The 26133-nt window shown below is 65.9% G+C and carries 31 protein-coding genes; 10 read left to right on the top strand and 21 right to left on the bottom strand.

The window, feature by feature from the left end:
- Nucleotides 1-34 precede the first annotated feature (34 nt).
- Complete coding sequence (locus tag BKA24_RS01795; protein ID WP_005055286.1) at nucleotides 35-754, bottom strand: TnsA-like heteromeric transposase endonuclease subunit; 720 nt, start codon at nucleotides 752-754, stop codon at nucleotides 35-37.
- Nucleotides 755-1086: 332 nt separating this feature from the next.
- On the opposite strand from BKA24_RS01795, the gene BKA24_RS01790 reads away from it, so the two are divergent.
- Nucleotides 1087-1410 (top strand): hypothetical protein, encoded by a 324-nt coding sequence (locus BKA24_RS01790; RefSeq protein WP_005054589.1) that lies wholly within the window; start codon nucleotides 1087-1089, stop codon nucleotides 1408-1410.
- Here the strand turns inward: BKA24_RS01790 and BKA24_RS01785 are convergent.
- The 9 genes from BKA24_RS01785 to BKA24_RS01745 form a co-directional block, all read right to left on the bottom strand.
- The gene (locus BKA24_RS01785; protein ID WP_005054591.1) at nucleotides 1407-2138 is read right to left on the bottom strand and encodes a DUF6602 domain-containing protein; all 732 of its coding nucleotides are present in this window, start codon (nucleotides 2136-2138) and stop codon (nucleotides 1407-1409) included. The genes BKA24_RS01790 and BKA24_RS01785 overlap by 4 nt on opposite strands.
- A 165-nt stretch (nucleotides 2139-2303) precedes the next feature.
- Complete coding sequence (locus tag BKA24_RS01780; RefSeq protein WP_052323164.1) at nucleotides 2304-2825, bottom strand: Mov34/MPN/PAD-1 family protein; 522 nt, start codon at nucleotides 2823-2825, stop codon at nucleotides 2304-2306.
- On the bottom strand, nucleotides 2822-4111 hold the full coding sequence (locus tag BKA24_RS01775) for a ThiF family adenylyltransferase (protein WP_005054595.1): 1290 nt from the start codon (nucleotides 4109-4111) through the stop codon (nucleotides 2822-2824). Before BKA24_RS01775 ends, BKA24_RS01780 begins: the two co-directional genes overlap by 4 nt.
- 13 nt (nucleotides 4112-4124) lie before the next feature.
- Nucleotides 4125-4631 (bottom strand): hypothetical protein, encoded by a 507-nt coding sequence (locus tag BKA24_RS01770; protein ID WP_005054597.1) that lies wholly within the window; start codon nucleotides 4629-4631, stop codon nucleotides 4125-4127.
- A 2-nt stretch (nucleotides 4632-4633) separates the two neighbouring features.
- Complete coding sequence (locus tag BKA24_RS01765; RefSeq protein WP_221417257.1) at nucleotides 4634-5398, bottom strand: nucleotidyltransferase; 765 nt, start codon at nucleotides 5396-5398, stop codon at nucleotides 4634-4636.
- Between the two features lie 535 nt (nucleotides 5399-5933).
- Nucleotides 5934-6314, bottom strand: a complete 381-nt coding sequence (locus tag BKA24_RS01760) for a VOC family protein (protein WP_085603663.1) — start codon at nucleotides 6312-6314, stop codon at nucleotides 5934-5936.
- A 2-nt stretch (nucleotides 6315-6316) separates the two neighbouring features.
- Entirely contained in the window at nucleotides 6317-6721 is a 405-nt protein-coding gene (locus tag BKA24_RS01755) for a DUF1801 domain-containing protein (protein ID WP_062637438.1), read from the bottom strand.
- Entirely contained in the window at nucleotides 6721-7176 is a 456-nt protein-coding gene (locus BKA24_RS01750; RefSeq protein WP_054687628.1) for an SRPBCC family protein, read from the bottom strand. The genes BKA24_RS01755 and BKA24_RS01750 overlap by 1 nt, the downstream gene beginning before the upstream one ends.
- On the bottom strand, nucleotides 7173-7940 hold the full coding sequence (locus BKA24_RS01745; protein WP_067121902.1) for an AraC family transcriptional regulator: 768 nt from the start codon (nucleotides 7938-7940) through the stop codon (nucleotides 7173-7175). The genes BKA24_RS01750 and BKA24_RS01745 overlap by 4 nt, the downstream gene beginning before the upstream one ends.
- A gap of 56 nt (nucleotides 7941-7996) precedes the next feature.
- Between BKA24_RS01745 and BKA24_RS01740 the strand changes: the two genes are divergently transcribed.
- Complete coding sequence (locus BKA24_RS01740) at nucleotides 7997-9232, top strand: IS256 family transposase (protein WP_046746337.1); 1236 nt, start codon at nucleotides 7997-7999, stop codon at nucleotides 9230-9232.
- Between the two features lie 554 nt (nucleotides 9233-9786).
- Here BKA24_RS01740 and BKA24_RS01735 read toward each other — a convergent pair.
- The 3 genes from BKA24_RS01735 to BKA24_RS01720 form a co-directional block, all read right to left on the bottom strand.
- Nucleotides 9787-10503 carry a class II aldolase/adducin family protein gene (locus BKA24_RS01735; RefSeq protein WP_062633823.1) on the bottom strand — a complete coding sequence of 239 codons (717 nt, stop codon included), beginning with the start codon at nucleotides 10501-10503 and terminating at the stop codon, nucleotides 9787-9789.
- Nucleotides 10504-10598: 95 nt separating this feature from the next.
- Entirely contained in the window at nucleotides 10599-11786 is a 1188-nt protein-coding gene (locus BKA24_RS01730; protein ID WP_139833214.1) for a thiamine pyrophosphate-dependent enzyme, read from the bottom strand.
- Between the two features lie 291 nt (nucleotides 11787-12077).
- Nucleotides 12078-13532, bottom strand: a complete 1455-nt coding sequence (locus BKA24_RS01720; protein WP_062633835.1) for an aldehyde dehydrogenase family protein — start codon at nucleotides 13530-13532, stop codon at nucleotides 12078-12080.
- Nucleotides 13533-13797: 265 nt separating this feature from the next.
- Between BKA24_RS01720 and BKA24_RS01715 the strand changes: the two genes are divergently transcribed.
- Genes BKA24_RS01715 through BKA24_RS01690 form a run of 6 tightly spaced genes read left to right on the top strand, consistent with a single transcriptional unit; the run spans nucleotide 13798 to nucleotide 18428 of the window.
- Nucleotides 13798-15240, top strand: coding sequence for a Rieske 2Fe-2S domain-containing protein (locus tag BKA24_RS01715; RefSeq protein WP_228164524.1), 1443 nt, complete (start codon nucleotides 13798-13800; stop codon nucleotides 15238-15240).
- A complete protein-coding gene (locus BKA24_RS01710; protein ID WP_062633826.1) occupies nucleotides 15237-15827 on the top strand; it encodes a 3-phenylpropionate/cinnamic acid dioxygenase subunit beta in 591 nt (196 codons plus the stop codon). Before BKA24_RS01715 ends, BKA24_RS01710 begins: the two co-directional genes overlap by 4 nt.
- Entirely contained in the window at nucleotides 15824-16168 is a 345-nt protein-coding gene (locus BKA24_RS01705) for a hypothetical protein (protein WP_085603657.1), read from the top strand. Before BKA24_RS01710 ends, BKA24_RS01705 begins: the two co-directional genes overlap by 4 nt.
- Nucleotides 16149-16343, top strand: coding sequence for a ferredoxin (locus BKA24_RS01700; RefSeq protein WP_062633830.1), 195 nt, complete (start codon nucleotides 16149-16151; stop codon nucleotides 16341-16343). Before BKA24_RS01705 ends, BKA24_RS01700 begins: the two co-directional genes overlap by 20 nt.
- A 10-nt stretch (nucleotides 16344-16353) precedes the next feature.
- Entirely contained in the window at nucleotides 16354-17592 is a 1239-nt protein-coding gene (locus BKA24_RS01695; RefSeq protein WP_062633832.1) for an NAD(P)/FAD-dependent oxidoreductase, read from the top strand.
- Nucleotides 17589-18428, top strand: a complete 840-nt coding sequence (locus BKA24_RS01690; protein WP_005050739.1) for an aldo/keto reductase — start codon at nucleotides 17589-17591, stop codon at nucleotides 18426-18428. Before BKA24_RS01695 ends, BKA24_RS01690 begins: the two co-directional genes overlap by 4 nt.
- Before the next feature lie 99 nt (nucleotides 18429-18527).
- On the opposite strand, the gene BKA24_RS15845 is transcribed toward BKA24_RS01690, so the two are convergent.
- Both BKA24_RS15845 and BKA24_RS01680 read right to left on the bottom strand, forming a co-directional pair.
- Nucleotides 18528-19352, bottom strand: a complete 825-nt coding sequence (locus BKA24_RS15845; RefSeq protein WP_005050741.1) for an IclR family transcriptional regulator — start codon at nucleotides 19350-19352, stop codon at nucleotides 18528-18530.
- 118 nt (nucleotides 19353-19470) lie between these two features.
- Complete coding sequence (locus tag BKA24_RS01680; protein ID WP_043340511.1) at nucleotides 19471-19665, bottom strand: hypothetical protein; 195 nt, start codon at nucleotides 19663-19665, stop codon at nucleotides 19471-19473.
- 542 nt (nucleotides 19666-20207) lie between these two features.
- Here BKA24_RS01680 and BKA24_RS01675 point away from each other — a divergent pair.
- Entirely contained in the window at nucleotides 20208-20762 is a 555-nt protein-coding gene (locus tag BKA24_RS01675) for a putative antibiotic biosynthesis monooxygenase (RefSeq protein ID WP_005050743.1), read from the top strand.
- On the opposite strand, the gene BKA24_RS15985 is transcribed toward BKA24_RS01675, so the two are convergent.
- Together BKA24_RS15985 and BKA24_RS01665 are read right to left on the bottom strand one after the other, a co-directional pair.
- Nucleotides 20683-21090 carry an AMP-binding enzyme gene (locus BKA24_RS15985; protein WP_005050745.1) on the bottom strand — a complete coding sequence of 136 codons (408 nt, stop codon included), beginning with the start codon at nucleotides 21088-21090 and terminating at the stop codon, nucleotides 20683-20685. The genes BKA24_RS01675 and BKA24_RS15985 overlap by 80 nt on opposite strands.
- Nucleotides 21091-21249: 159 nt before the next feature.
- Nucleotides 21250-21474 (bottom strand): hypothetical protein, encoded by a 225-nt coding sequence (locus BKA24_RS01665; protein WP_039712023.1) that lies wholly within the window; start codon nucleotides 21472-21474, stop codon nucleotides 21250-21252.
- Between BKA24_RS01665 and BKA24_RS01660 the strand changes: the two genes are divergently transcribed.
- On the top strand, nucleotides 21461-22546 hold the full coding sequence (locus BKA24_RS01660; protein ID WP_039712022.1) for an SAM-dependent methyltransferase: 1086 nt from the start codon (nucleotides 21461-21463) through the stop codon (nucleotides 22544-22546). The genes BKA24_RS01665 and BKA24_RS01660 overlap by 14 nt on opposite strands.
- A gap of 268 nt (nucleotides 22547-22814) precedes the next feature.
- Here the strand turns inward: BKA24_RS01660 and BKA24_RS01655 are convergent, their stop codons facing one another.
- The 4 genes from BKA24_RS01655 to BKA24_RS01640 are packed head-to-tail and all read right to left on the bottom strand — an operon-like array spanning nucleotide 22815 to nucleotide 26126.
- Complete coding sequence (locus tag BKA24_RS01655) at nucleotides 22815-23240, bottom strand: hypothetical protein (protein ID WP_005050749.1); 426 nt, start codon at nucleotides 23238-23240, stop codon at nucleotides 22815-22817.
- Between the two features lie 35 nt (nucleotides 23241-23275).
- Nucleotides 23276-23677: a hypothetical protein gene (locus BKA24_RS01650; RefSeq protein ID WP_005050751.1), complete on the bottom strand. Its 402-nt coding sequence runs from the start codon at nucleotides 23675-23677 to the stop codon at nucleotides 23276-23278.
- Nucleotides 23674-24498, bottom strand: a complete 825-nt coding sequence (locus tag BKA24_RS01645) for a hypothetical protein (RefSeq protein ID WP_047801722.1) — start codon at nucleotides 24496-24498, stop codon at nucleotides 23674-23676. The genes BKA24_RS01650 and BKA24_RS01645 overlap by 4 nt, the downstream gene beginning before the upstream one ends.
- On the bottom strand, nucleotides 24498-26126 hold the full coding sequence (locus BKA24_RS01640; protein ID WP_005050756.1) for a hypothetical protein: 1629 nt from the start codon (nucleotides 26124-26126) through the stop codon (nucleotides 24498-24500). Before BKA24_RS01640 ends, BKA24_RS01645 begins: the two co-directional genes overlap by 1 nt.
- Between the last annotated feature and the right edge of the window lie 7 nt (nucleotides 26127-26133).

Below are 26133 nucleotides of genomic sequence, written 5' to 3'. Positions count from 1 at the left end.
GATCTGCGGGTGTGTGGATCGTCGCGCTCGACACTCATGTCTCCAGGAGGCTGGTGATGTCGAGCACGCGGGTGAGGTCCGTGTGCAGGCGCCGCGTCCACATCAGGTGCAACACAACGGACCGAGCCAATCGCGGATCGGCAGTGATCGCCGTGACAGCTCGCACCGCTTCGCCGAATGTGACCGGAGTGGATAGCAACTCTGCTGCGCCATCGACTTCGGACTCGAGGAACTGGAAGCGCCGCCTATACCCGGCGAGGAACCGCACGTTCGCCAGCACGACAGGATCGGGCTCGGATTGCACCCGGTACTCCCAGCCGTGCCCCTCGATCACGCGCCGCGACCATCCCAGAGAATCGCGCACTTTCGGGCGTGACAACTTCTCAGCCGGCTTCACATCAACCACGCACCCCGACTCATCGGCGTGGACGAACAGGTAATCCGGGACGTGCTTGCGGCGCGTGCCGCGATCATCGCCGTCGAGCAGAAACGGCTGCGAGAGGATCCACACCACCCGCGGGTCGAAGTCGGCCAGCAGCAGGTTCACATACTCCAACCGCGACTCGTACCCCACCGGGGCCTCCATCGTCGCCGACCAGTACGAGCCGGAGAAGTGTCGCTGCTTGCGGTACCAACGAAACTCCCGCCACGGCACCGCGGTATCGAACTGACGAAGACGAACATCATTCAAGGCGATGACATCGACGTGATCGTCTGACCTGCGAATCTGAACCGTCGACGCCAGCCCGGTCACAGCCCCGACGCTCCCTGGTACGACAACGGAAACGAACCAGCCCCTGCGGTCCGGCGGTTTGTGAACATGTCGCCATCATGGGCGCCCACACACGCGTGCATCCATGCACGAAACCACCACGAATACGTAACACACGTCATACCGAGTTGCTCTTGCGAATCGGTCAATTACGTACTACGTGACGTACGTTCTAGTGAATGTCACATTCACTGTACTCTCGAAACGACCAGAATCAAGTTGTGTACGTCAGATAGACAACACCGGGAAGGAAGTCGCCTCGGAATCACCTCGCGCACGTGCCGGACGTCGGTGACGTATGCGAAACTCGGGGCATGACGATAGTGGAGCCGATCGCACCAGCGGAGTCGCGGCTGTTCTTCGGCAACAGCTACATGAACGCTGTCGTCATAGAGATCGCCGCCCTCGAAGGCGACACCTTCTCTCCCAAGCAGATCGTCGAAGCGACTGGACTGTTGGGGAGCATCGTCCACCCACTGATCCACAAGCTCCGCGACGCACACTTCCTTGAGTTCGTCGGACGCGTGCCCGGAGAGCGGACCCTGCTCTACCGGATCCGTGACAACTACTGGTGGGAAGCCGCGCGACGCTACGCCGCCGACCGGGAAGCCGCATCGGCCGAGCGCACGGCTTCCTAACTGCCTGGGGACTGCAGCGGAACGTAATAGGCATCCAGATCGATTGCTAGAGCTGTTCCCAGCCGGGAAAGTGCGCGATACAGACGCGTCGCGAACCAGATCAGTTCCTGTCCTCCTGGGGAGTACGCGACCCCGTCAGTCTGATCGAAGGCGCCTCCTCGGACAGCAATGCCGAGATCGAGCCCCGTGGGCTGAGGCTCGGTGATCGAGCCCACAGCTGCAGCACCGCGGATATCTCCCCAATCAAGATCCGTGCTGAGAAAGACACCCAGGATCGGCTTGGCTTCCGGATCCTGAGCTGGATACGTACCGCCTGCATGCCGGATCTCCGCTGAGGTGCGGTGAAGTCGGCGAACGCTGGCGACCTTGTCCCGGGCGTAGTCGAGGTTCTCCTTGTTCATTCTGGGCTTCACCTCACAAACGGCGTACAAGCTCTCGACCGGCACGAAGCGGACGTCGCCCTGCTCGAAAAAAAGGGGCGAGTACTGTCGATCGAAGATCGCAATGTCGATCTGTCCGCTCTGTTGCCCGAGGGAGTCGATTGCGAAGATTGGCCCGACCCCGTATCGCTGGGGAAGAAACTCCCGGAGCACGCTGACCCATTGCTCCTCGGTGGCGTCACCCTTGGTGCCGGGATGATCTGTGAACTGCGGCATGAGCCCCAGCCCTGTGAGCATGTGGTCCTGCTTCGCCGTATATGCCTTGGCAAGGTCGAACGGTTCGGACATGGGTGGTCTCGCTTTCAATGGACGCGGCTGGGAGATCGCCCGCGGGGATGGTGTCGAATGTTCGTGTTCGGACGCCACGCGCTTTGTGTAGGTCCACGACGTAGTTCTACCCGTCGCGCATAGCGGTCAGCAATGATGTGGGCAGCGGCCGGTACTGGTGAAACCTCAACTTCGATGTTGGACTTCAGTGGCTTCGCCGGGTGGCATCTGGTTCCGCGAGCCCTGATCGGTTGCTGTGAGTGCGAGCGCGGCACGGTGGAGTTCGATGCCGTCTGGCGATTGCGCGAGCACCCATACGCTCAGGTGCGGGCGGGGATTCGGTGACCCAATAAGCGCGATGAATCGATGGAAGCGAAGTTCCAAGTCGACGAGGTGGGAGATGTAGGTGTTGAGATCCAGCGGGCTGGGTTCTGGCGGACCGTTGGGATGGGTGTGCCATTCTCCGATCCATTGTGAGCGGTCGACCTTGTGGGCGCGGTCCGCGGCGAGTTGGGTGTATTCGAGGTCACGGAGGAAGTAGCCGGGTTGGTGGACGGCGTTCGGACCGGGTGCGGAGGCGGATGTAATGACGAGGGCGTTTTCGTGTCCGAAGAGTGCACCGCCGGTTTCGAGCGTGGGGTCGCTTCTCGCGATGATCGTTCTGATCGATGTGAGCGCACCCTGGGTGATACCGACGGTCCAGCTCACGGGTGGCGATGGCATGCGGGGCAGTCCGGGTAAGGGGGCGTCGCGGAGGACCAGTGCGGGTGGAGTGCTCGTCGCGCATCGAAGGGGGCGGCGTAGCCGGGTGATGGGCGGAGGGCGATGACGAGGTTGTCATCGGTGAGGGTCTGATCGACTTCACCGGCGTTTTGCAAGAGAGTCGCGACGGCGACTTTCGCTGCGATGCTCCCAACGAGGTGAAGGTCTCCACCTATTGCGGTCATCGGGTTGTGTCGGGTGCCGTCCCCGTAGCCTCGGTCCAGGCTCGGTTCGGGATCGATCATTCCGTTGTCGCGCATGTATCGACGCTGACAGTCGAGGCATCCGACCTCGGGCAGTGCACGGATGCGCAGAATCTCTCCGTATCTGCCGTCGGCGAGGACGCAGGCGAACACAATCGGTTTGCCCGCACGGCGTGCAAGGTAGTTTGCGACGCGTCGGGGTTCGACTCCGTCGACGGTGCAGATGATGATGTCGGCGGCGTCAATCAGGGGTCGGGTGATGTTGGCGTTGGCGGTGAGGTCGATGGGCCATGGGCTGATGTTGCTTTCCGGCCACTGCCTGTTCAGGGATGCCTTTAATCCATCCACTTTGGACATTCCAACGCTCGCGGCAGCGAGGACGTGCCGGGGAACGTTGTGGAAGAGGATCTTGTCAGGATCGACCAGGTCGATGTGGCCAACTCCGTAGCTTGCGAGTGCTTCGGCTGCGGCTCCTCCGATGCTGCCGGCGCCTAGCAGGAGCGCCCGCGAGGTCGAGAGGAGGCTGGTTGGCCAGAGGCTTCCAAGGGCGGTCACATGCTGGGTTCCGTCCTGGATGTCCAAAGAAATGGGGCGGACGGTGTCGTTCGAGATCGTCCACGCCGACCAGGCCGGAAGCCGTTCCCCATCGCGGATCTCCGGAGGGTCGGGACAGAAGGTCACGGCGATGTGCCATTGGCCGGGAAGCGGTGCGATCGCCTGCGGGACGAGGGTCTGGAAGGCGTCGAAGGGCATTGTCGCGTGTTGGTGGGTGAGAAGGTACGCGCAAAACGCGGCGTCCGCCGGCACTCGGTACCAGTGGCCGACGCGATTGAAGTCGGCGACCGTGAGGAAGTGGTCGGGATCCTCCGTGAGATGGACGAGGTCCGAGTCTTCGTTCGAGAGGGCGACGACTATGGCGGCCTTGTCCGGTGCGGACAGACGGCAGGTGAGATTGCCCCACGCGTACGACTTGTCGATGACCTCCATCGCTTCGGTGGGCAACAGCACCAGCCAGTTCTCGCCACTCATGCGCTGTGCTCGGTCACGCTGTCTCTTCCGCGGTCGCGGTGATCAAGTGATCGAGTTGCTCGTCGGTGACGATGCCGTTGACTGTCATGTTCGGGATCTTGCCGCGCTGAAACAGGGCGAACTCGATCATCCATCCCGACGCTTTCAGGATCAGATCGCTGGTCCGCGAGAAGAGGTCCCACTGGTCGGCATCACGGAGCAGGCAGAGGCCGCCATTGGGGAGCACGTGGTACTGGGTGAAGCTTCGCAGGGTGACGTCGGGCTGCGGTTCCAAAGGGTAGAGGATTGGTGGGACCGCGGGGAAGCCGTGCCCGTACGCGACCCGCGCGCGCAGCGGCTGGTCGACGAGGTTTGACAGCCCGGCTGGTTCGGGTCGTGTGAATGGCCATACCGGGAGTGCGCCGCTGAAGTGACCGGCACCTTCGGGCGTCCACTCGAGGGCGGGGGCCACCGAACCGATGTCGTCGATCTCCTGCGCGAGACGACCCGGGTCATCCTCCCACCAGCTGCGGAGGATCAAGGTCAGCCCTGCGGGGAATCGCGAACCGGACGCGGCCCAGTCTCTCCCGCTCCACCGGGAGGCAGTACGAGCGGGAACGCAGTCCCGAAGACGGACTGCCAGTGACGTGTCGCGGCCGGCTGATCATTGGAGGCGACGGCCCGAAGCGCCGCGACGGCGTCAGCTGCTGCATCCTCTAGGGACCTGCGCAGACCGGCCACGTCCAGACTCGGCTGGATCAACCCGGAGAGCTCCGCGGGATCTTCAACGCGCAAGGAGTGCGTCGAGGCGTTGACGAAGAAGTTCTTCAACGCCTCGGGTCGGTTGTTGCTCACCGACAGGCAGTCCAACGCGAGAACCTCCATCACGAGCGACTTGACCGTGCCGGTCACATCTTCATGCTGACGCGACCAGTACTTGAGGACCCGGACCAGCGGGCGAAACAACGACCAGTCCTGCTGCCGCCGTGCGACCTCGTTGATGAGGTACTCAGGGTCTGCGAGCGACCAGCGCTCCTCCTTCTTGAACGGGATCAGGATCCCGTCCGGACGTCGCAACGCTGGCATCACATCGACAGTGAACGCGTTGTCCTGCTCCGGCGGATCGACGAAACACTTCGCGGCGCGATTGCGGTCGGCGGTGCGGATCAGGCGCACCAGCTGCGCGCGCGATCCGTGGGACACGGAGAGGAGATCGTTCACCAGATCATGGCAACGCTCGATCGCCTCTTCGGCAGAGCCCCCGTCCTCGCCCCAGTCCGGGTGCTCGTCCTGATCGAACTCGACCACGAGATCCACATCATGCACCGGCTGCAGCTGGGTGCTGCGGGCGAGCGAACCCGACCCCCACACCACCTTCACATCCGGCGCGGTCAGCAACGCGGACGTGAAGGTGTCGCGACGGTCACGGGCAATCTGCACGACCTTCACATCCGCGTCGACAACCGACTGCAGGGTAGCGAAAGACTCGAGAACCGTCATGGAGCACCTCTCCCCAGCGGCCCGGGTGCGGGCGCTGATTCAGCGTACGGCCGACCTCGGACATCTTGCGGAAGAGTCGCCGTCTCTCGTCCCGCATACTCGGCGCCCTCACGTCCGACTACATGCAGCGTTCTCAGGAACATGGCGGATCCGCCATTTGTCCGCCACTTCATCTGAGAATCCGCCATCTTCGCCGAGAACCTACAGGCGTGTAGGAACCGCTCAGAGTTGTCCGCGGTGCCAGCCACAGAGCCGGGATCTCCCACCGAAGATGTCCACCGGAGTGCGGCCAGATTCTGTGCTGAGTTGTCCACGACGGCTGCGGCCAGCTTCGTCGAAGCCGTCAGTACTTGATTTCCGCTGGATCTCTGAACGCCACTAGACCTACGAGATTTCCTTCGGGGTCGCGAATGAATGCTTGCCATTCTTCTCGCCCTGCTGGTCCGAGCGCATCTCTGGTGTGAGTGAAGATCGGCCGCCCCGGGGATACGATTTCGACCTCGCCGGCTCGGTCGACGGCTAACTCCAGATCATCGACGCGGAGGTAGAGCAGCGCTGACGGTGCCGCGCTCTCGAGTAGCAAACGGACGCCGTCGAGATCGAAGAACACCAAACCGGGCGGATCGAATCGGGCCACAGGGGCGGAGCCGAGCAGTGCGGAATAGAAGGCTGTGGCGCGTTCCAGATCGACCACGCGCTGGGCTACTTGGACGAGAGACGCCATGCTCATTTGCCGTCGCCGTGCACGTCTCGAATGACGGCGAGGGAGCGATCGAGTAGTTCCCGCAGCGCATCTTGGTCCACCCCCGACAATCGGGGGAGGTAGAGGCACGCGCTACTGGTGCGGTGTGGACCGAGCCGCTCGAGCAGGTCGGGCCACCGCTCGGCAAACCCCTCGACCAGGTAAAGCGTGTGCTTGGACCCGGAAGCGAAGGCGATCTCAGGCGCGATACCCTCTCGCCCGCTGTCGTACGCGTAGCCGTATTGGCCGAACCCGACAATCCGTTCCGCCCACACCACCGGCGGGCGCTGTGCAACGTGCTCGAAGAGCTCGAGGAGTTCGGTTACCTCGCCGCGTCGTGGCCCGGTTGCCCGGTCCAGCGCCTCGTCGACGCTGGTGTCGGAAGGCATCACGAGGCGGTCTCCGTTGCTCGCTGCGATTCGATGTATGCCTTGAGTCGGGCCAGATGGTCGCCGTCCTCCTTCTTTGTGATCGCGGCCACCAGGGGCAGCATCATCCGCCGCAGTCCGCCGGCGGCGAGCTCGCACGTCCACTCGATCCGCGTGCCGGTGCCGGCCGGGTGCAGCCGGTAGACGTAGGTCGCGGTGATGCCCTCCGCCTCGCTGGCGACCGCAAAAGCGGTGGGCGGCTCGAGAGCCACGATCTGCAGCTGCCCCGTCGCCTCCTTGCTCTTCACTCGGCGCGTCTCCTCGATGACGGACCCCACAGCGAGCGGGCCATCCGTCACCTTCACGCTCTTCACGACACCGTCGACGTAGTCGACCGCCCTTGTGGGATCTGCCAGCACTGCGAACACTTCCTGTTGCGATCTGTCGATGTGCTCGGTGAACTCGAAAGCGATCATGGGCCTTCTCCTGGGTGATGGTCGGGGTGGTGATCAAGAGGCACATAGGCGTCTGTCCAGCTGACGCGAACGGCGTCGTTCGCGCGCTGGTCGACGTGATGGATCTCGAAGGGCGGTGCGCAGCGCAACCGCCACCCTTCTGAGGGCATCCATTGCACCCCGATAGCCGCGAAGGTCTTCGCGATCTGCTCTGCACCGCCGGTGTGCCGATGCGCGACGCACACCTGCGCCGGCATCTGGCGGTAGGTGAAGGGGTGGGGTGGATCTATCGGTGCGGCAATGGGGATGCCAGCGTCGAAGCGGATCTGCTCGTTGTCCACCACGTAAGGGTCATCTGGGGTGATGCCCACGAGGAGGTCGGAGGAGTGGGCGATGCCGTGCTCTATCGCGAAGGCCCTCAGCTGCTGCCACGGCTCGACCGATGGGTGCCCGATGCCGAGGCCGTTGTACCCGCGATGACGGAGGACGAGCAGGTGCCGCTCGGGGGTGCTCTCAACCCGTACCGGGACGGCATCGAGGTCATAACGGAGTGTCAGCGGCGTCTCTTCTGCGAAGCCCGCAAACGTCGTGCTCTGCTGCGCCAGGTCCGCGTGCTCGCGGTACGCGCGCAGCATCCTCCGATACTCCGATGGACTGATCTCGAACCGCTGCACGAACGCGCGTGTGAAGGTCTCGGGCGTTGCGAACCCGGATTCCAACCTGGAGTCCCGCGGGGTGGTGGTCTTTCGGGCCCGCGGCGTCGTGACCGCGACGGGGTGAGCCATCGTGCGATGGTCAGTGAGAACGACCAAGAACTCACACAGAAAGACGACACCGCACGATGGCTCTTGACCAGTCTGCCCTCCTCGAGCTGCTCGGGGAACTGAAGCTCACCGGCACCACCGACCGCATCCGAGCCGCGACCGAGCGGCTCTACCAGGAGCTGATCGACGCGGAGACAGCCGCATTCATCGGCGCCGCCCCCTACGAGCGCACGAGCGAGCGCACGACTACCCGCAACGGTTCCCGGCCGCGGGTGCTGTCGACCACGGCTGGGGATCTGGAGTTGCGGATCCCGAAGTTGCGGCAGGGGTCGTTCTTCCCGTCGCTGCTGGAGCGGCGCCGCCGGGTCGACCAAGCCTTGTTCGCGGTCGTGATGGAGGCCTACCTCCACGGCGTCTCAACCCGGAAGGTCGATGACCTCGTCAAAGCGCTCGGCGCTGACACTGGCATCTCGAAGTCCGAGGTGTCCCGCATCTGCCAAGGGCTCGACGCCGAGGTCGCATCGTTCCGCGACCGCTCGCTGTCTGACATCGCCTACCCCTACGTGTTCCTCGACGCGACCTACTGCAAGGTCCGCATCGACCACCGTGTCGTGTCCCAGGCGGTCGTCGTCGCGATCGGCGTCGCCGCTGACGGGCGGCGGGTCGTGCTGGGCTTCGATGTCGGAGACAGCGAGACCGAGGAGTTCTGGAAGCAGTTCCTGCGCTCGTTGAAGACACGAGGTCTGGGCGGGGTGAAGCTGGTGATCTCCGACGCCCACGCCGGACTGAAGAAGGCCGCAGCGACCGTGTTGCAGGGCGCCGCCTGGCAGCGCTGCCGCGTCCACTTCATGCGCAACGTCCTGACCGCCCTCCCGAAGGGCCGGCAGGAGATGGTCGCCAGCGTGATCCGCACGATCTTCGCCCAACCCGACGCCGAGCACATCGATGCCCAGTTCGACGAAGTCGTGCGCATGATCGAGCGCGTCCACCCCAAGACCGCCGTGATGCTCACCGACGCCCGTGACGACATCCTCGCGTTCAAAGCGTTCCCCGCCCGGCATTGGCGACAGATCTGGTCCACGAACCCGCTGGAACGCCTCAATCGGGAGATCAAGCGCCGCACCGACGTCGTTGGCGTGTTCCCGAACAACGCCGCCCTGCTCCGCCTGGCCGGCTCCGTCCTCGTCGAGCAACACGACGAATGGGAAGCCGCCGACCGCCGCTACTTCTCCGAAGCCTCCATGACCGAGCTCACCGCGACCACCCCCACCATCGACGAGGCGGTGATACTCCCCGAGATCACCGCCGCCTAAACTAACGACAGCTGATCATCGCAACGAAGCGAAAGACCACCACTCAAACGGACGCGGCCCTACCGGGAGTCGAAGGTCCGAGTCTCGGAACGGCACCGGCGCCAGGTTGTCGTCGAGATCACGTTCGCTTCCCCCCATGACCTCATCCGGTGGGAGGACAGTAAGGAGCGGCAGGCGCACCTGCAACAGGCCGTGCCGCTCACGATCGGGCAGGCCCGTCCACTGACTCCGGACGCCCTCACCGGTGCAATCCCGACGGCCGGTCCCGCGCGCCCGCGGTGGTGGACGGCGCGATAACGCTGCACCCGAGCGCCCCGCCGAGACGATCCGGCGGGGCGCTCCCGTGTCCACCCCCCGGCCCGTCAAATGTCCGACCCCCCCTACTACTGTTGTGTGTGTCAGATACACAACATGGCGCGAGCCGTTAGGCGCGGGCGGCGTGTGCCGGCATGCCGGACCGCCCCACCAGGGGCGAACGGCCGGCTTCGCCGACGCGATGACGCGCCGGCCGCGAGCGGGCGGATTTGCTCAGCGCGCCTGGAGGAGGCGCGCTTTCAGACGCTCTCCCCGCGCCTGGCGTTGGCTCTCCAGATCTCCCAGGCCCTCGTGAGCTGCCCGTTGTTGGATTCCGCGGCCGCGGCGCCCTCTTCTGCGGTGAGGGCGGTGTAGCCGCCGAGCTGACCGGCCGTCACCTGTGCTCGGGCGTTGAGGTCCGCGTAGACCGCGCGGGCGACCGCCTGCGGGATCGAGTCGCCCACGGCGACGAATCCGTGTCCTCGCATGAGTGCGACCGCCGCGCCCCCGAGGGTCGCAGCAAGGTCCGCGCCGAGCGAACCGCTGCGGATCAGCAGGTCGCTGGAGGACCCGACGCTGTCACGGATCTCGAAGACCGGGACCGCTTCGCCGAGGAAGCCCGCCATGTGCCACACCGCCTGCAGAGGCGTCCTGGAGATGCTGAAGGGCACCATCGACGCGGAGTGGCTGTGGACAACGGCCTGGACATCGGCGCGTGCCCGGTAGATCTCGCCGTGGATGAATCGTTCGAGATAGCTCGGTCTGTCGTCCGCGGTCGTCCCGTCCAATCCGATCACCTGAATGTCGTCGGGCGTGACGAGGCCGGGGGCCAGGTTTCTGGAGATGAGGAACCTGCTCGGGTCGTCGGGGTCACGGACGCTCACGTGGCCGAAAGCATCGAGGATGCCGTGGCGGACGAGAATGCGATTCGCATCGACGAGATCCTCTCGAACCCCTAGTCGATCACCAGTTGACATCCTTCATCGCTCCCTACTGCAGACGTACGTGTCGCTGTCAGCCCGAACACGCGGCTCACTCACCGTATACGGCGCTGTCACTCCTGCTCGACATCTCACGCGAACGCCTGCCCGAAGACCCGGACATCGCCCATCGCAGACGCGACCTGGATCAGCGTCGGCCCATCCTCGGCGAACGCGGCGGCGAACGCGCTCTCGAGCTCCTCCGGGTTGGACGCCCGCCAAGACTTCAGTCCCAGGCTTCGGGCGTACGATGCGTGGTCGATCGGGGGCCGGAAGGTCCAGCGCATCGCATCCTCTGCGCCGGGCTCTCCGAGCGAGCTGCCCATCGCTCCCGTCACGGTCGCGACGTCCCGCCAGCCCCCGTTGTCGAGGACGAGGTAGACGACCGGAACGTCGTACGCGGCAGCGGTGTGGATCGCTGTGGAGTTGAACATGAACCCGCCATCGCCGAGGACGGCGATCACTCGACGATCGGGACGAGCCATCTGGATGCCGACCGCCGCCGGCGCGCCCCAACCCTGAGCACTCGCCTTCCCCGAGAGGCCGAAATACGTCCACGGTGCGCCATAGTCGACGAGTGTGTCGATGAAGCCCTCCGCGGATCCGCACTGGTTGACGACGATCGTCTCGGAGCCGCCGAGGCGATGGATGAGGTCCGCGATGTGGGCCGCCGATACCGCGCCATCAGCCTCGCCGAGCAGGCGCGACCGCAAGGCTTCGCGGCCCGCTTCCCAGCGCTCTCTGAGCCCTCGCACCCGCCCGCCCGAGCTCACGGGTACCGCTCCGCCTTCAGCGAGGCGATCGGCGACCGCATCGAGCAGGCGCCCGGGGTGGCTGAGGATGCCGACCTGACCTGCGTACTGCCGGCGCAGAGCGAGCGGGTCCACGGTGACCTGCACCACGAGGCTGTCACCGAAATCCGGCAGGGGCATCGCCAGCCCCTCGGTGAGCTCGGCGCCGAGGAGGACGACGACGTCTGCGCCCTCCAGTGCAGGGCTCGATGCGGTCAGCTTGCCGACGTACCTCGGATTGGTGTTCGGGAAGGCGAGGTCGGCGCCCTTGATCTCCCCGAGCACGGACGCGTCCACCAGGTCGGAGAGCCTTTCCAGCGCGGCAATCGCACCGTACCGCGCGACCTCTGTCCCCACCACGATGACCGGACTGGCCGCCGTCCTGAGAATCTGGGCGAGACGCTCTACCGCATCCGGATCGAGCGCCTCATGCAGATACTCGGTCACCGGTCCCGGGGTGAACTCGATCTCCTCTTCCAGAAAGTCCATCGGAATGCCGAGGTGCACCGGACCGTAGGGAGGGGTGGAAGCGATCTGGAACGCTCGCTCGAGGAACTCCGGAAGCCGCTCCGCCCGGGGGATCTCAGCCGACCACTTCGTGTACTGCTGTGTCGCCTCTGTGATGGCCCGGGGAACGTTTTCGGCGCCCAGGCATCCCTGCAGGCGGCCTTCGCCTCGACGGGGTTTGCCCGAGGCTGACGGGAACAGCGCCTCCCAGCACCGCCGGCATGGATCGCGCCGCGCTTGCTGCGACGACGTACAGCGCGCAGCGCTGCCCCCCTACGAGAGCAGAACGGTCACGGTCTTCGTCTCGGTGTACGAGATCAGTTCGTCGAGGGACTCCTCGCGGCCGATCCCCGAAGCCTTCACCCCTCCGAACGGCAGTCCCCAGAAGTGCCGGCTGCCACTGTTGACGAGGATGTAGCCGGCCTCGATCTGCCGGGCGACGACGTGGGCGCGCGTGACGTCGCGCGTCCAGATGCTCGAGGTGAGCCCGTACTGGACGCCGTTGGCGATCCGTACGGCCTCCTCGTCGGCGTCGAAGGTGGTGACGGAGAGGACGGGGCCGAAGATCTCGTTCTGCTCGACGAACGACCCGGGGCTGACACCGGTGAGCAGCGTCGGCTCGACGAACCACCCCTCATCGAGGCCGGCGGGACGGCCGCCGCCCGTCGCCACGGTGGCACCCGCCTTCCTGCCTTCGGCGATGGCGCTGATGGACTTCTGGAACTGTGCCTCCGACACGAGCGGGCCCATGTCCACGGACGGGTCCAGCGGGTCTCCCACCCGGATCGCGGCCATGCGCTCGGCGACCCGGCCGATCACTTCGTCGGCCACCGAGGAGTGCACGAGCAGGCGGCTCGTCGAGCCGCAGCTCTGTCCGGCGACCCACGTGAAGTTCATACCCGCGACGGCACCGGCCGCAGCCGCCTCCAAATCGGCGTCGGCGAAGACGATCTGAGCGTTCTTTCCGCCCAGTTCGAGCGACACGTGCTTGACTCCGGTCTCGGCTGCATCCCGCTGGATCGATTGCCCCGTCGCGGTGGACCCGATGAAACCGATCCGGCGGACCTCGGGATGACGCACCAGCGCGCGTCCGGTCACCGCGCCGCGACCGCTGACGGTGATCAACAGATTGTCCGGGAGGATCCCGACCGCGAGCTCGGCCAGGCGCAACGAAGACAGCGGCGTCTGGTCCGGGGCCTTGAGGACCACGGCGTTGCCGGCGACGAGGGGCGCGGCGACCTTCGCCGCCGCGAAGAAGAAGGGATGGTTGAACGCACCGATACGCGCGACCACTCCGTAGGGCACCTGCATGGTGTAGTGGAGGTTCGTGCTCACCGGAATCGTCCGGCCACCGAGGTCGAGCGCCATGTCGGCGAAGATCTCCATGAGTTCCGCCGCCGCGTCCACATCGCCCCTCATCATCGAGAGGGTGAACCCGCCGTCCAGTGCGTCGAGAGTGGCGAGCTCCTCACGGTGCTCTCGGATCGTCGCAGCGAGTTGCCGGATCACGGCGGCCCGGGCTCGGGGCGGCATCGCGCCCCAGGCCGGCTGCGCAGCCTGCGCCGCCGCCACCGCGCGCCCGACCTCCTCCTCGGAGAGGTCGGGGGCGGAGGTCAGGGGACGCCCGGTCGTGGGGTTCTCGACCTCGTAGCGCGCGGCACTGGCCCACGGCTTGCCATCGAGAGTGACGGTCCATTCCCGGTCTGCGACATCGGTCGACGGGCTCATCATTGACTCCTCGTTTCCAGCAGAAGCGGTTTCTGTGTTCCAGAGGAGCATGCCCACCCTCTGGGACGGGAGGATGGTCCTCGCAGCCGCGACGCATCGCCTCCTCCTCCGAGCGCGGCCGCGAAGGCCTTCCTCGGGCCCACTTGACGTAAGGCGCGCGTGTGTGGCAGAATCAATTTCTGCACATCAGAAACTATGCCTCGGCCCGCTTCGACGTGCGACGTCGGAGCGGTGTCGAAGCATTACACTACGGATAGGCGCGACGATGAGCACTTCCAGCATGACGATCTACGACGAGATCCGTCGCGGAATGATACCGGCGTACATCTACAACGACGCGGAGATCTTCGCGCGCGAACGAAAGAACCTTTTCAGCCGCGCCTGGCTGTTCGTGGGCCACGAGTCCGAGATTCCTCAGGCCGGCGACTACGTCGTCCGGCGAATACTCGACGACTCGTTCATCATCGTCCGCGACGAGAAGGGTGAGATCCGCGCCCACTTCAACATGTGCCTGCATCGCGGCATGCAGGTCTGCCGGGCCGAGATGGGGAACGCCTCGCACTTCCGCTGCCCGTACCACGGGTGGTCCTACCGCAACGACGGACGCATCGTCGGACTCCCCTTCCACGAGGAGGCCTACGGCGGCGAGGCCGGGTTCAGCCGAAAGGGCGCACGGCTCCTGCCGGCGCCGAACCTCGGTATGTACAACGGCCTGATCTTCATCAGCATGGACCCGGATGCGCCGAGCCTCGAGGACTACATCGGCGACTTCAAGTTCTATCTCGACTACTACACCCGGCAGAGCCCCAGCGGCATCGAGCTCCGGGGCCCGCAGCGGTGGCGCGTCAAGGCGAACTGGAAGATCGGCGCCGAGAACTTCGCCGGCGACATGTACCACACGCCCCAGACGCACACCTCGGTCGTCGAGATCGGGCTGTTCCGCGAGCCGAAGGCCGAGAAGCGCAAGGACGGCAACACATACTGGGCCGGCAACGGAGGCGGCACGACCTACAAGCTCCCGCCGGGCACGCTCGAGGAGCGGCTGCGGTACGTCGGCTACCCGGACGAGATGGTCGAGCGGATGAAGGCGACCTGGTCTCAGGAGCAGCTCGATGTCATCGGCCGCGACGGGTTCATGATCTCCGCGGCCTCGCTCTTCCCGAACATGTCCTTCGTCCACAACTGGCCCAAGGTCGAGGAGGGTTCGGACGAGGACGTGCTCCCGTTCATCTCCATCCGGACGTGGCTTCCGATCAGCGAGGACGAGACCGAGGTGTACTCCTGGTTCGCGGTCGACGCTGAGGCTCCGGAGGAGTTCAAGGCACTGTCGTACAAGGCCTACCTGATGTGCTTCGGGTCGACGGGCATGTTCGAGCAGGACGACGTGGAGAACTGGGTCTCGCTCACGAACACGGCGAAGGGATCAATGGCGCGGCGCCTGCTCCTGAACAGCCGCATGGGCATCCTCAAGGATGGATCGCCGGTCGTCGAGCCGCTCGGCCCCGACCAGTTCGCCGGCCCCGGCGTCGCGCACGTGGGCTACGGCGAGTACAACCAGCGCCATCTGCTCCACCGCTGGGCGGACTACCTGGAGTCGGAGTACGAGGGCGTCGACTTCCGTGCCCTGTCGATCGGCGGCGAGCCGCCACTGGATGTCGAGCCCCGACCTGCGGGCATCACGAACAATGGTCAGAAGGTGGTCCGATGATCGAGGAGACCGGCAAGGCAGTTTCCGAAGTCTCCCGGCTTCGCAAGTCGTCAACCCTCGCCGACCGGGTGGGCTCGTCCCTGCCCTTCACGAGCGAGCTGCACGCCACGATCCATCGCTGGCTCGTCGAAGAGGCCTACACTCTCGACCAGCAGCGGTATGAGAGCTGGCTGGACATGCTGACGGAAGACATCCACTACGTCATGCCCGTCCGCGTGACCACCGCACTCGGCACGCCCTTCAGCACGTCCCCCGGGATGGCGCACTGGGACGAGAACAAGTACTCGCTCAGCCGGCGCGTCGCACGGTTCCTTACCGAGCATGCCTGGACCGAGGACCCTCCGTCCCGGCTGCGTCACTTCGTGACCAACGTGCGGGTGTTCGAGACCGACGTGCCCGGCGAGGTGCTCGCCGACTCCGCGATGCTGCTGTTCCGCAGCCGAGGAGACGTGAACGAGCCGTCGATCATCTCCGCCCACCGGGAGGATGTGTTCCGTGACGTCGGAGGCGAGTACAAGCTCGCGCGCCGCGTCATCCTCGTCGACGAGTCGGTGCTGCGCACCCAGAACCTGGCGATCTTCCTGTGACCCTGGAGTGGGAAGGCGCCGACGTCGATCGGGCCGCCGCGATCGCCGCCGCCGAGGAGCGCGCACGTTTGGTCGCGCGCACCGTCGGCGAGCCGCTCACGATCGCCAACGAGTTCTCTGAGATCACGGTGAGCCGGGTCGAGACCCGCAACGGGACGCGTCTGCTCATCGACTCTCCGAAATCCGGACAATGGATCGCACTCGACCCGCTCGAGCTGGAGGCGCTCACCTGGCAGACCGTCCAGACGTTCTCAGCGATGATCGGGTCGCCGTACGCGCCCGTGTTCCCCGACCCCGACCCATCATCAACGAGGAATGACCATGGCCACGGTGAAGGCTGACCTCTCCCTCTGCCAGGGCTACGCGAACTGCGTCGTGGCCGCGGGAGACTACTTCGACATCGACGACGACGGCAAGGTCGTGCTCTTGCAGCTCGAGGTGCCGGACGCGGAGCGCACTCGCGTCGAGGAAGCCGCCCGAAGCTGCCCGGTCTCGGCGCTGTCTGTCGAGGGTTGAGCCGATTCGCATGTCTCACGTCGTCGTCGTCGGTGCTTCCGTCGCCGGAGTCAAGCTCGTACAGAATCTTCGTTCGGAGGGGTTCACCGGCGCGATCACGCTGGTGGACCAGGAGAGCCATCCCCTCTACGACCGTCCCCCGCTGTCGAAGAAGTACCTCAGCGGCGCCGCATCCGACCCGGAGATCGCGCTGACGACGGCGGAAGCGCTCGAAGGCCTGCGGGTCGAGACCCGTTTCGGCGTCGCCGCGACCGAGCTGGATCCTGCCGGCAAGACGCTGACGCTCGCCGACGGCAGCGAGCTGACCTACGACATCCTCGTCATCGCGACGGGTGCCCGAGCTCGCCGAACCCCGTGGGCTTCCACTCCCGGCGTCCACGTGCTGCGTACCCGCGCCGATGCCGACGAGCTGCGCAAGGAGCTCGTTCCGGGCCGCCACCTCGCGGTGGTCGGCGCCGGATTCATCGGCGCCGAGGCGGCCGCCACAGCGCTTGCGGCCGGTGTCAAGGTCACCATCATCGAACCGATCGGTGCTCCGATGGGCCGGGCGATGAATATGGAAGTGGGCGGTATCTTCGCGGAGAAGTACCGCAGGGAGGGTGCTGAGCTACGCTTCGGCGTCTCCGTCGAGAACGTCGAGCGCACGGGTGACCGCGTCCAGGTCACGCTCACCGATGGCGCGACGCTGGATGTCGACGCTGTCCTGCTCGGTATCGGAGCGGTCGTCAACACGGAGTGGCTCGAGTCGTCGGGCCTCGCGCTGGATAACGGTGTCGTCTGCGAAGGCACGCTTGCCGCCGTCGGCGTCTCCCACGTGTATGCGATCGGCGACGTGGCACGATTCATGAACCGACGGCATCCCGACCCGATCCGGTTGGAGCACTGGACGAGCGCGACGGATCAGGCGCTGATTGTCGCGCATAACATCGCTCACCCGGATGACCTGCGCAGCTACGACCCGACGGAGTATGTGTGGAGCGACCAGTACGACTGGAAGATCCAGATCGTCGGGCATACCGGATCTGATCACTGGACGATGGTGGGCGACCCTGCGCAGGACCGCTTCGCCGTCGTGTACGGCGAGAGCCAAGGGCAGGCCGAAGGTGCCGTCATCGTGAACTGGCCGCGTGCCCTCGTCGACGCCCGCCGCTCGGTCGCCTCGCGAGCGAAGGCGGACGAGCTGATACATCGGCTGCGCGCCCTCCTCGAGCCCTCGAGCACGGCTCCGGCGAAGGCGGCCGCCCGATGAGAGCTGACGACACCACCCTCCCCCTCCTGCACGGTCACCGCATCCCGCGAATCGGGGTGGGCACGTGGCCACTCACGGGAGACGAGTGCGCAACGATGGTCGAGAAGGCGGTCGGCTACGGTTACCGCCTGTTCGATACGGCGTACAAGTACGCGAATGAGGAGGCCGTCGGTGCCGGTCTGCGTGCATCGGGCATCCCTCGTGACGAGGTCTTCATCACGAGCAAGTTCAACAAGGAGGACCACAGCGTCGAGGGAGTGCAGCGCGCGTACGACCGATCGCTGAAGACCCTTCGCGTCGACTACCTCGATCTGTTCCTGATCCATTGGCCGGTTCCGGCCCTCGACCGATACGTCGAAGCGTGGAAGGGTCTGGTGAGACTGCTCGAAGAGGGACGAGTGAAGGCGATCGGCGTCTCCAACTTCAAGTCTCACCACCTTCAGCGCGTCGTCGACGCGACCGGTGTCGTCCCCGACGTCGATCAGATCCAGCTCAGCGTCGACATCGCCCGTGTCGAACAGCGCAGCTTCCAGCGCGCTCACGGCATCCTGACCGAGGCGTGGAGCCCGCTCGGACGCGGAGGAGCCCTGCTGTCCGATCCCGCGGTGACCGCGATCGCGTCGAAGTATGACAAGTCGCCCGCACAGGTCCTACTGCGCTGGCACATCGAGGAAGGGATCGTTCCCGTCCCGCGCGCCGGCGATGAGAAGCATCTCGCGCAGAACATCGACGTCTTCGATTTCACGCTCAGCTCGGAGGATATGGCGACGCTGAGTGGGCTGGATCAAGGCGAAGAAGCCGCCCGCGACCCGGACGATCCGGCCAACGGGCACTGAGGCCCACGGCGGCGGGTCGGTCGCTCCCGCAGCCACGCTCATCAGCGGCGTGTTCGCGTGCGCAGCGCATCCATGGGCGCTACGACGACCCGGGCCGGTTCACCCCAACAGTTCGGCGAGGCGGATCGCGGCGTCCTGCAGTGACCGCGCTAGGGACTTGACCTTGCCCGGCGGTAACCGCTGCACGGGCGCGGAGGCGTTGATCGCCAGTCGCAGTCCCGACGAGACGTGGACCGGGACCGCGACGCTCGCCACGCCGTCCTCGCTTTCCTGCCGATTCACGGCATAACCGTCCAGTCGTGTCCGAACCAGTTCGGCGACGAGTTCGTCTCGGGAACGTATGGAGTTCGGTGTGACGATCTCGAGCTGCTCGTCCGGGTACAGCCGGAAGAGCTGCTCGTCGCTCAGCTCGGCAAGCAGCGCCTTGCCGGTCGAGGTGCAATGCGCCGGCAGGGTCTTGCCCAGTCTCGAAACCACGCGCACGGCCACATCGGGCTCGGCAACGGCGAGGAATCGGACATGGTTGCCCTCGAGCGTGCCCAGGTGGCAGGTCTCACCGAGGGCGGCGCTGAGGTCCTCGAGGATCGGCTGCGCCAGTCTCGGGACATCCATCCTGCGCAGCACCGAGAAGGCCACCGTCGTCAGCGCCGGGCCAGGGCCGTAAGCCTTGGTCACCGGGTTCTGCCGCACGAAGCCGCGCCATGCCAGCATCGCGAGAAGTCGGTGCGCGGTCGAGGTCGCCACCCCGAGGAGGGCACCGGCGTCCGTGAGCCGCAGCTCGTGCTCCTCACCCAGCAGCAGGATCAGCTTCAGCGCGTTGTCGACCGACTCGATCGGATACTGGGGTGGATCGCCCGGCGACCCGAGCTGTCGATTCTGCACGGCAGAAAGCTTACTTGCAACGTGGGCGCGCTCCTCCTGCACCGCGCGCTCCGATGCCGACCCGACAGGCGGGAGGATCGTCTCCGCGGTGCCACTGCAGCCCGTGCCACCCCACGCCGCCCGCGTGGCTCCCTGTGACGGCCCCGACGGCCCAGGCGCTCTACGGTCGGAGCAGGACCTTCAGGCTGCTGGACGCGTCGCGGGACTGCTCGAAGGCGGCGGCGGCATCGTCGAAGGCGAACTCGTGGGTCGCCAGCGGCGACAGATCGATCCCCTGGGCGTCGGACGCCTGACGATCGACTCGAGGACGGCCTCGTACTCGCGATGAGCGATGGCGAACGACTGCGGGTGCCACAACTGATAGATGTGTAAGCAGCGTTCCGGGTAGGAGTCCACTACCCGCCCCAACGGGATGTCTGCACGCGCGACGCAGCAGCGGAGGAACGCGTGGTGCGCCACCAGCCAGGCGCCCATGTCACCGACTGCCAGCGCCGCATCCATTAGCGTCCCGTACTCGCGCGAAGCGCCGATCTCGGAGCGCAGCATCCGTCCACCGTCCGGCGCGCGCCTAAGGACTCCAGCTGAAGCCGGACACCGTAGAGCTGGTCGACCTCTTCTACGTCCGGGTGATACACCGTCGCTCGGCGATGGTATCGGCCTCGTTTGAGCCTTTCTTCCCGCAGCAAGCGAAACGCCTCGTGCAAATGACCTCCCCGTCGATCCAGGTCTTTCAACTTTCCATCCTGCGTGAGGCGGCAGTGGCGGTGACACTCCACTGCTCGGAAGAGCACTATTTCGCGCTATTGATCCGGACCCCGATGGTCGGAAGCTGTTCAGTGCCGCGTCATCGGCGCAATACGCTGGGAGACGGGGCTTCCTCTGCCCCGGGAGGACACCATGCAACCAGATAACCTCACGGTCACGGCTCGGGTGGCGCGCACAGCCGTCCCCGGGCGGCTGGACGATCTCACCGAGTGGGCGCATGGTTTCACCGGCCGGGCCCAGTCGTTCCCCGGCTACCGGGAGTCGAAGGTCCGAGTCTCGGAACGGCACCGGCGCCAGGTTGTCGTCGAGATCACGTTCGCTTCCCCCCATGACCTCATCCGGTGGGAGGACAGTAAGGAGCGGCAGGCGCACCTGCAACAGGCCGTGCCGCTCACGATCGGGCAGGCCCGTCCACTGACTCCGGACGCCCTCACCGGTGCAATCCCGACGGCCGGTCCCGCGCGCCCGCGGTGGTGGACGGCGATTTTAGTGTGGATCGCGCTGGTACCGCCTGCCATGTTCAACGCCTACTTCATCGCTCCGCTCCTGACCGGCCTGCCGCCGTACCTCCAGATCCTATGTACGACGCCACTGACCGTCGCGTGCGTCATCTGGGTGATGTTGCCTCTATTGCACGCGCTCGAGGAGAGCATCCGCCACTGGCTCGCGTGGCGGCGCGGGCGCTGAGCGTCTGCCCCATTAGGCGCTGTCGCGGCGGGCAAAGCCCTCTCCGCTCCCTCTTGTCAATCTTGCCTACCTTGGTGAGGGGCATGTCGTCGACGGCGATCAGCCGCTCGGGGTGCTTATGCTTAGCCACCCCGGCGGACTCCATGGCGGCGCGGATCCGTTCGAGCCCGAGCGGGCCGCCCTCCTTGAGACTCACGTAGACGCATACCCGCTCGCTGAACACGGGGTCGAGCATCGCGACGGCGGCCGCTAGATCGAAGCTGTCATAGCGGTAGACGAGGTCCTCCACCTCTTCGCACGAAATCTTCTCGCTGCCTCGGTTGATCATGTCGAGATGTAGCCATCCTCGGTGAAGGACCGCGCGTTCGTCTCAGGTGCGCGGTAGCATCCGCGCGGGGTGTAGCGGATCGGTTTCCTGCTCGAGCATAGATCGACGGCTCATCAGATGCCTCCAGAGTTCTTTTCGTCGGTTATGTCGGTGTGGTGATCAGCGGCGGCGCTGGCGCTTGCCGCCCCAGAACGCGCGGACTGCCATGGTGATCGCTTCGTCTTTGGTGAGGCGATCACCACGGGCCGCGGCTTCGTCGCGTGCCTGGTTGATGTACTCGAAGACGTCCGGAGGTAGTCGGAAGGTCGCGGGGTGTTTTTCGATGCGCTGGACATTGTACGGGCCGCGCTTCTTGCCGGTGCGGGGCGACGTGTCACACCCCAATCAGGGCGGCTTCGACGTCGTCATCGGCAACCCACCCTACGTCAACCGGCGCGAGCTCAGCTACCGCATCACCGGCTTCGAGACAGACAACGTCGACGACATCTACGCCTCCTGCTGCGAGCGCTCGGCGCAGATCACGCGCCCGGATGGCCGGCTCAGCCTGATCGTTCCCATCCGCAGCCAGTTCGCCGATCGCGACGAGTCACTGCGGAAGTTCTACGAGCGGCGGTTCGATGCGATCTGGGTGAGCACCTTCCAGGAACGCCCGGCTGCCCTGTTCCAGGTGAAGGTGCGCAGCACGATCATCACCGCCGCCGGGTATGGCAGCGTCTCCGAGCTGCACACGACGCTCACCCACAGCTGGATCGAGGCGTTCCGTCCGCATCTGATGGCGACACTGCGGTATTCGCTTCGGCCCGCCGGCTCGCGGACCCCGAACTGGATGCGCGCCAGCAGCGACGCGATGTTCGAGCTGATCGACACGCTGCTTGCGAAGGGCACGATCTCCTCGACGCCGCTTGTCCGTGTGAGCGACTACTCCGTCGGTTTCAAGAAGACCGCCACGTACTTCCTGAGCACGTACACGGTGCCGCCGGTCACCTACGACAAGACCACGCACGCCACGGTGCCCCTCAACGAGGGGAAGCTGTTCGTTCAGAACCGGAAGGACCAGCTCGCGGCCAGCGCGATCGCGGCGTCGCGGCTGGCGTTCCTGTGGTGGACGTTCACGGGCGACTGCTTCAACGTCACCAAGGGCACGATGTCGCAGATCCCATTCTCCCCGCACGCTTACGGGCAGGACACGTTCGATGCTCTGGTGGAGCTCGGCGAGAGGATCGAGGAGGCGCTGCCGGCCGTGCGCTCCTGGGATCTCAACTCCGGGAAGTACGTGGGCGGGTACGCGATCCCCGAACTGCGTCATCTCACCGGTCAGGCCGACGAGATCATGCTGGAGGCGATCGGCCGCATCGATCTGCTGCCGGAGATCCAGTACGCCCACGCCCGGATGTACAAGAGCACCGGGATTTCCGCGACGACACTGCGAAAGTTGCCGTTCGAGGTCGAGGTGTGACGCGCGACATCCGCACGGGTCCTTTGCCCTCGAGCGACTGCGATCGTTCGTCCGGGTCAGGATCCTCTGAGTGATGGATATGACAGGTAGGCGCTACCGGATGAGTTGACCCATCTCCCAGTCGCCGAGAGGGATCGTCCGACAAGTTCTGTCAGCGGTCCAAGCGGGACGGTGGCGGTCAGGTTGATCATCGCCGCACAGCATAGAACGCGTTCTCGAACTCGATGGGCGGGACGACACACCGACAGCGGTGGGGTGCCTACCCTTCTCAGGCGGAGTCACGGAGCGAGGTGACAAGCTCCGCGGGGAGGGCAAAGACCTTCTCGAGCAACGGGAGAAGGTCCCGGACTGCCTCGAGGTGCTGCTCTTCGGTCAGATCGTCGATCGCCGGAGGCTCGTCGCCAGTCCAGCCGATCGCTTCCGCCACGATCGTCAGGGACCAGGAGTCCCACCTGAGCCGCCCCTCGGATCGCAGCTGCTCCCGGAACTGACCGAGCACGCCCACGGGCTGAAACGCATTGCGATCGCGCGCGAGCTCGTCGCGAACGTACAACATCGCCGTTTCGAAACCGAGCAGGAACGTGTGCACTCGCTCGAACGTGACGGGCTGCCCGATATACATTCCGGATCGCTTCACGAATGCCTCGGCGATCGAGTAGACCGGCAACTCGGCCGGCCCGTTAGTTTCACTCATCTCGACTTCCCTGCCAGCAGCTCAGGAGACGGTCATTACCCGCGGCGCCGTTTGCGGCCCCAGTAGGCGCGAAGCGCAACGGTGACGATCTCGTCCTTGGTGAGGCGGTCGCCGCGGCTGGCTGCATCCTGCTTGGCCCAGTCCATCAGTTCAAGCGCGTCGTCGGGGAGACGGATCGAGACGGGCTTCTTCTGGACGTAGACGACGTTGTAGGGCCCCCGCTTCTTCTTCGCCGGCGGTGGCGTCTCCGCCTCGGCCGACTCAGGAGGCGTCGCGCTCGCCGCTGCCGGCTTCTGGCTTGCGCGAGGTGCGCGTGCGGGTGCTTCGGACGTCGCTGCCTGGTCGACGTCGCTGGTGACTTCCTCAGCGGGGGGCGCGGCCTTGCGTGCGCGGGGCTTCGCTGCAGCTGTGGGCTTCTTCGGGGCGGCCATGGTCACTGACCACCTCCTCGGTTTCCACGGCGGCGAGCGCGGCGCTCCTCGATGCGCCGCTTCTCTTCCATGCTGATGAGCTCCGCCGGCGACAGCGAGCGGGGGCGGCGAGTGCGGCCGCGCTCGGCCTGCCTCTGGTACTCGGTCGTCTTGGCCGTGCTGACGACGTTGAGGGTGACGCCGGTGATGGTGTCGCGGCTGGTGTCGAGGTTCACGTATCGGTTCTTCGACTCTTCGCGGAACCAGCCGAGGGCGTCGCCGCCGTTCTCGTGGATGCGCTTGAGCATCGTCGAGGCGTTGTACGAGTTGACCTCCATCACGCGGCCGTTGGAGAAGGTCAGGTGGGCGGTGATCTGCTTCTGCTTGTCGTGGGACTGGCCCTTGGCGGCGTTGCGGACCTGCTTGATCAGTTCGGCGTTCGCCTGCTCGCGGCCCTTCGCGGTGCGGCCCTTGGGGATGCGCATCTCGATGTACCGGTCGCCCCCGGTGGCGTATGCCACGTCGACGCGCAGCCGACCACCCTGGCGACCCTCAACGTAGGTGCCGCTGAGGTCTTCGGGGATGACGGGCTTGGCGCCGGCCTTGCCTCGCACGGGGGCGATCGAGCCGTCCTTGCGCCGGCGCCGCGGCGGGACGTGGGTGAGGCGTCCGGTGTCAGCGAGCTCCTGGAGCGCCTGGCGGTAGAGGGCGCCGCTGGTTTCGCCGTTGAGGATCTTGCGGACCATTCGAGGCGAGCGGTGCAGCTCCTCGGCGATCTCGGCCGTGCTGATGCCCTTGCGCCGCAGATCGCGGATGAGGTCTTGGGCGGTGCGCTGCTGGTCAGCCATCAGCCCTTCTCCTCTGCCTGCTCGAGCGCCTTGGCGATGCCGGCCCGCTCGGCACGTGCTTTCAGCGCGTCACGCTGCCGCAGCGTCTCCGGCGTGATGAAGGATCCGTTGAGGTAGCCCTGCAGGCGCAGGCGCCCGGTCTTGCCGTCGTCGCCGCCGCCGATGAACCGGTCCGGCAGGGACCACGCCGGCAGCTTGGTCGTGTAGATCGCATCACCCTGGATGCCGATGAGCGTCGAGGGGTCGACCGTGAGAGCACCGGAGGTGTAGCCGCCGAGGGAGCTGGGGCCGTGGAGGACGCGAGCGCGTGCGCGACCCCAGACCTGGGCGGCGAGCTCCGGGTGGTAGAAGCTTCGGGTGCGGTCGTTCGGGCGCGACGGGATGCGATAGATCCAGAGGTTGCCCTGTCGCAGCATCTTGGCCCTGTACTCGGGCGGGACGTCATCGGGCGACGCGGCGACGCGGGTCTCGTCGCGGCCCGCGGCGGCGAATGCACCGATCGAGTGCAGCATGATGTTCCGCAGCGCGGCGAGCACAGCGCGGCGCAGGTCCGGGTGCATCTCGTCCTGCAGCTGGACTCGCTCGCGGGCGCGCGTCATGCGCTCGGTGAAGGTGTCTAGAGGCTTGGCCTTGCGGAACACCACGGCCTCGTGAGGGCGGATCTCCCACCCGTGCTTGAGGGCGACGTGGATCTCGCTGCCGTCGGCCCAGGTGTCGTGCACCGCTCCGGGCCGGTTCGGATAGAACCAGCCTTCGCGAACGTCCAGGTGCTTCACACCGAGCAGGCCAACGTGGTTCCAGCCCTGAGGGACGCGGAACCGCACGTGGAAGCGGGCGCGCGCGTAGGGGTCTTGCTCGAGCAGCTCGTACGCGGCGGCCTGGTTCAGCCGGATCGCGGGGCCGATACCGAGCTCGCGCCCGACGCCGGCGAACATGAACCGGCCGTCGACGTAGGCGAACTCGCTGATCTTCTTCGTCTTGGCCGGGTCGATCAGCGGGACGCAGTCCTCGTGCTTGGCGAACGACTCCCCCGCGACCAGGTGGTCGTAGTGGTGCAGGCCCGAGGTGAAGTGGATCTCCTGGGCGATGTCGTCTTCGACCGGCACGGGGTTGATGTTCTTCGGCAGCGACAGCGCCCACAGGTTCGTTCCGGTGGCGGCAGGGCTGTTGAACAGGCGCGCGTTCTCGTCGGCGTGGCGAATGATCGACGCGGTGACGTTCCAGGCCAGACGAGCCTGGGCAGGGGTCAGCGGCCCGTCGCCGAACCACTCCTCCGCGGTGCGGACTTCGATCTTGAAGCCGGTGACCGCGTGCTCGAACCGACCGGTGGGCGGGCCGTTGTTGACCCAGTGGGCTCCGGGCTTCCAGTTCGGGGTCTGGACGTACAGCCAGTGCCGCACGCCAGGCGCAGGCTCGGGGCGCTTCCCGGTCAGCATGATGCGGTTAGCGCCGTACGAGGCAGCCGTGTCGAGCAGGTCCGTCAGGTTGGGGTTCTTGCGGCGCTCGCCGATGACGGGGCGAACGGGCGTGCCGGCGTCGGTGACGCCTTGCCCGGTGGTCTGGTCGACCCAGATCGTGGGCACGTCCTTCGGCGTCCACGGCTTGGGTCGGTAGTTCAGCTCGTCCATCTCACCC

This window comes from Microbacterium marinum, from assembly GCF_014204835.1.
GTDB lineage: Bacteria > Actinomycetota > Actinomycetes > Actinomycetales > Microbacteriaceae > Microbacterium > Microbacterium marinum.
This window is presented reverse-complemented; position numbering and strand designations above follow the sequence as displayed.

Coding starts and splice junctions, on each gene's coding strand:
- BKA24_RS01775 (WP_005054595.1), bottom strand. CDS start 4,111: ATGAGTGGCGAGAACTGGCTGGTGCTGTTGCCCACCGAAGCGATGGAG.
- BKA24_RS01690 (WP_005050739.1), top strand. CDS start 17,589: ATGAGAGCTGACGACACCACCCTCCCCCTCCTGCACGGTCACCGCATC.
- BKA24_RS01745 (WP_067121902.1), bottom strand. CDS start 7,940: ATGGCTCACCCCGTCGCGGTCACGACGCCGCGGGCCCGAAAGACCACC.
- BKA24_RS15985 (WP_005050745.1), bottom strand. CDS start 21,090: ATGATCAACCGAGGCAGCGAGAAGATTTCGTGCGAAGAGGTGGAGGAC.
- BKA24_RS01730 (WP_139833214.1), bottom strand. CDS start 11,786: ATGGACTTTCTGGAAGAGGAGATCGAGTTCACCCCGGGACCGGTGACC.
- BKA24_RS01640 (WP_005050756.1), bottom strand. CDS start 26,126: ATGGACGAGCTGAACTACCGACCCAAGCCGTGGACGCCGAAGGACGTG.
- BKA24_RS01675 (WP_005050743.1), top strand. CDS start 20,208: ATGCAACCAGATAACCTCACGGTCACGGCTCGGGTGGCGCGCACAGCC.
- BKA24_RS01755 (WP_062637438.1), bottom strand. CDS start 6,721: ATGCCTTCCGACACCAGCGTCGACGAGGCGCTGGACCGGGCAACCGGG.
- BKA24_RS01715 (WP_228164524.1), top strand. CDS start 13,798: ATGAGCACTTCCAGCATGACGATCTACGACGAGATCCGTCGCGGAATG.
- BKA24_RS01740 (WP_046746337.1), top strand. CDS start 7,997: ATGGCTCTTGACCAGTCTGCCCTCCTCGAGCTGCTCGGGGAACTGAAG.
- BKA24_RS01735 (WP_062633823.1), bottom strand. CDS start 10,503: ATGTCAACTGGTGATCGACTAGGGGTTCGAGAGGATCTCGTCGATGCG.
- BKA24_RS01655 (WP_005050749.1), bottom strand. CDS start 23,240: ATGAGTGAAACTAACGGGCCGGCCGAGTTGCCGGTCTACTCGATCGCC.
- BKA24_RS01710 (WP_062633826.1), top strand. CDS start 15,237: ATGATCGAGGAGACCGGCAAGGCAGTTTCCGAAGTCTCCCGGCTTCGC.
- BKA24_RS01720 (WP_062633835.1), bottom strand. CDS start 13,532: ATGAGCCCGTCGACCGATGTCGCAGACCGGGAATGGACCGTCACTCTC.
- BKA24_RS01645 (WP_047801722.1), bottom strand. CDS start 24,498: ATGGCTGACCAGCAGCGCACCGCCCAAGACCTCATCCGCGATCTGCGG.
- BKA24_RS01700 (WP_062633830.1), top strand. CDS start 16,149: ATGGCCACGGTGAAGGCTGACCTCTCCCTCTGCCAGGGCTACGCGAAC.
- BKA24_RS01760 (WP_085603663.1), bottom strand. CDS start 6,314: ATGGCGTCTCTCGTCCAAGTAGCCCAGCGCGTGGTCGATCTGGAACGC.
- BKA24_RS01785 (WP_005054591.1), bottom strand. CDS start 2,138: ATGTCCGAACCGTTCGACCTTGCCAAGGCATATACGGCGAAGCAGGAC.
- BKA24_RS01790 (WP_005054589.1), top strand. CDS start 1,087: ATGACGATAGTGGAGCCGATCGCACCAGCGGAGTCGCGGCTGTTCTTC.
- BKA24_RS01750 (WP_054687628.1), bottom strand. CDS start 7,176: ATGATCGCTTTCGAGTTCACCGAGCACATCGACAGATCGCAACAGGAA.
- BKA24_RS01695 (WP_062633832.1), top strand. CDS start 16,354: ATGTCTCACGTCGTCGTCGTCGGTGCTTCCGTCGCCGGAGTCAAGCTC.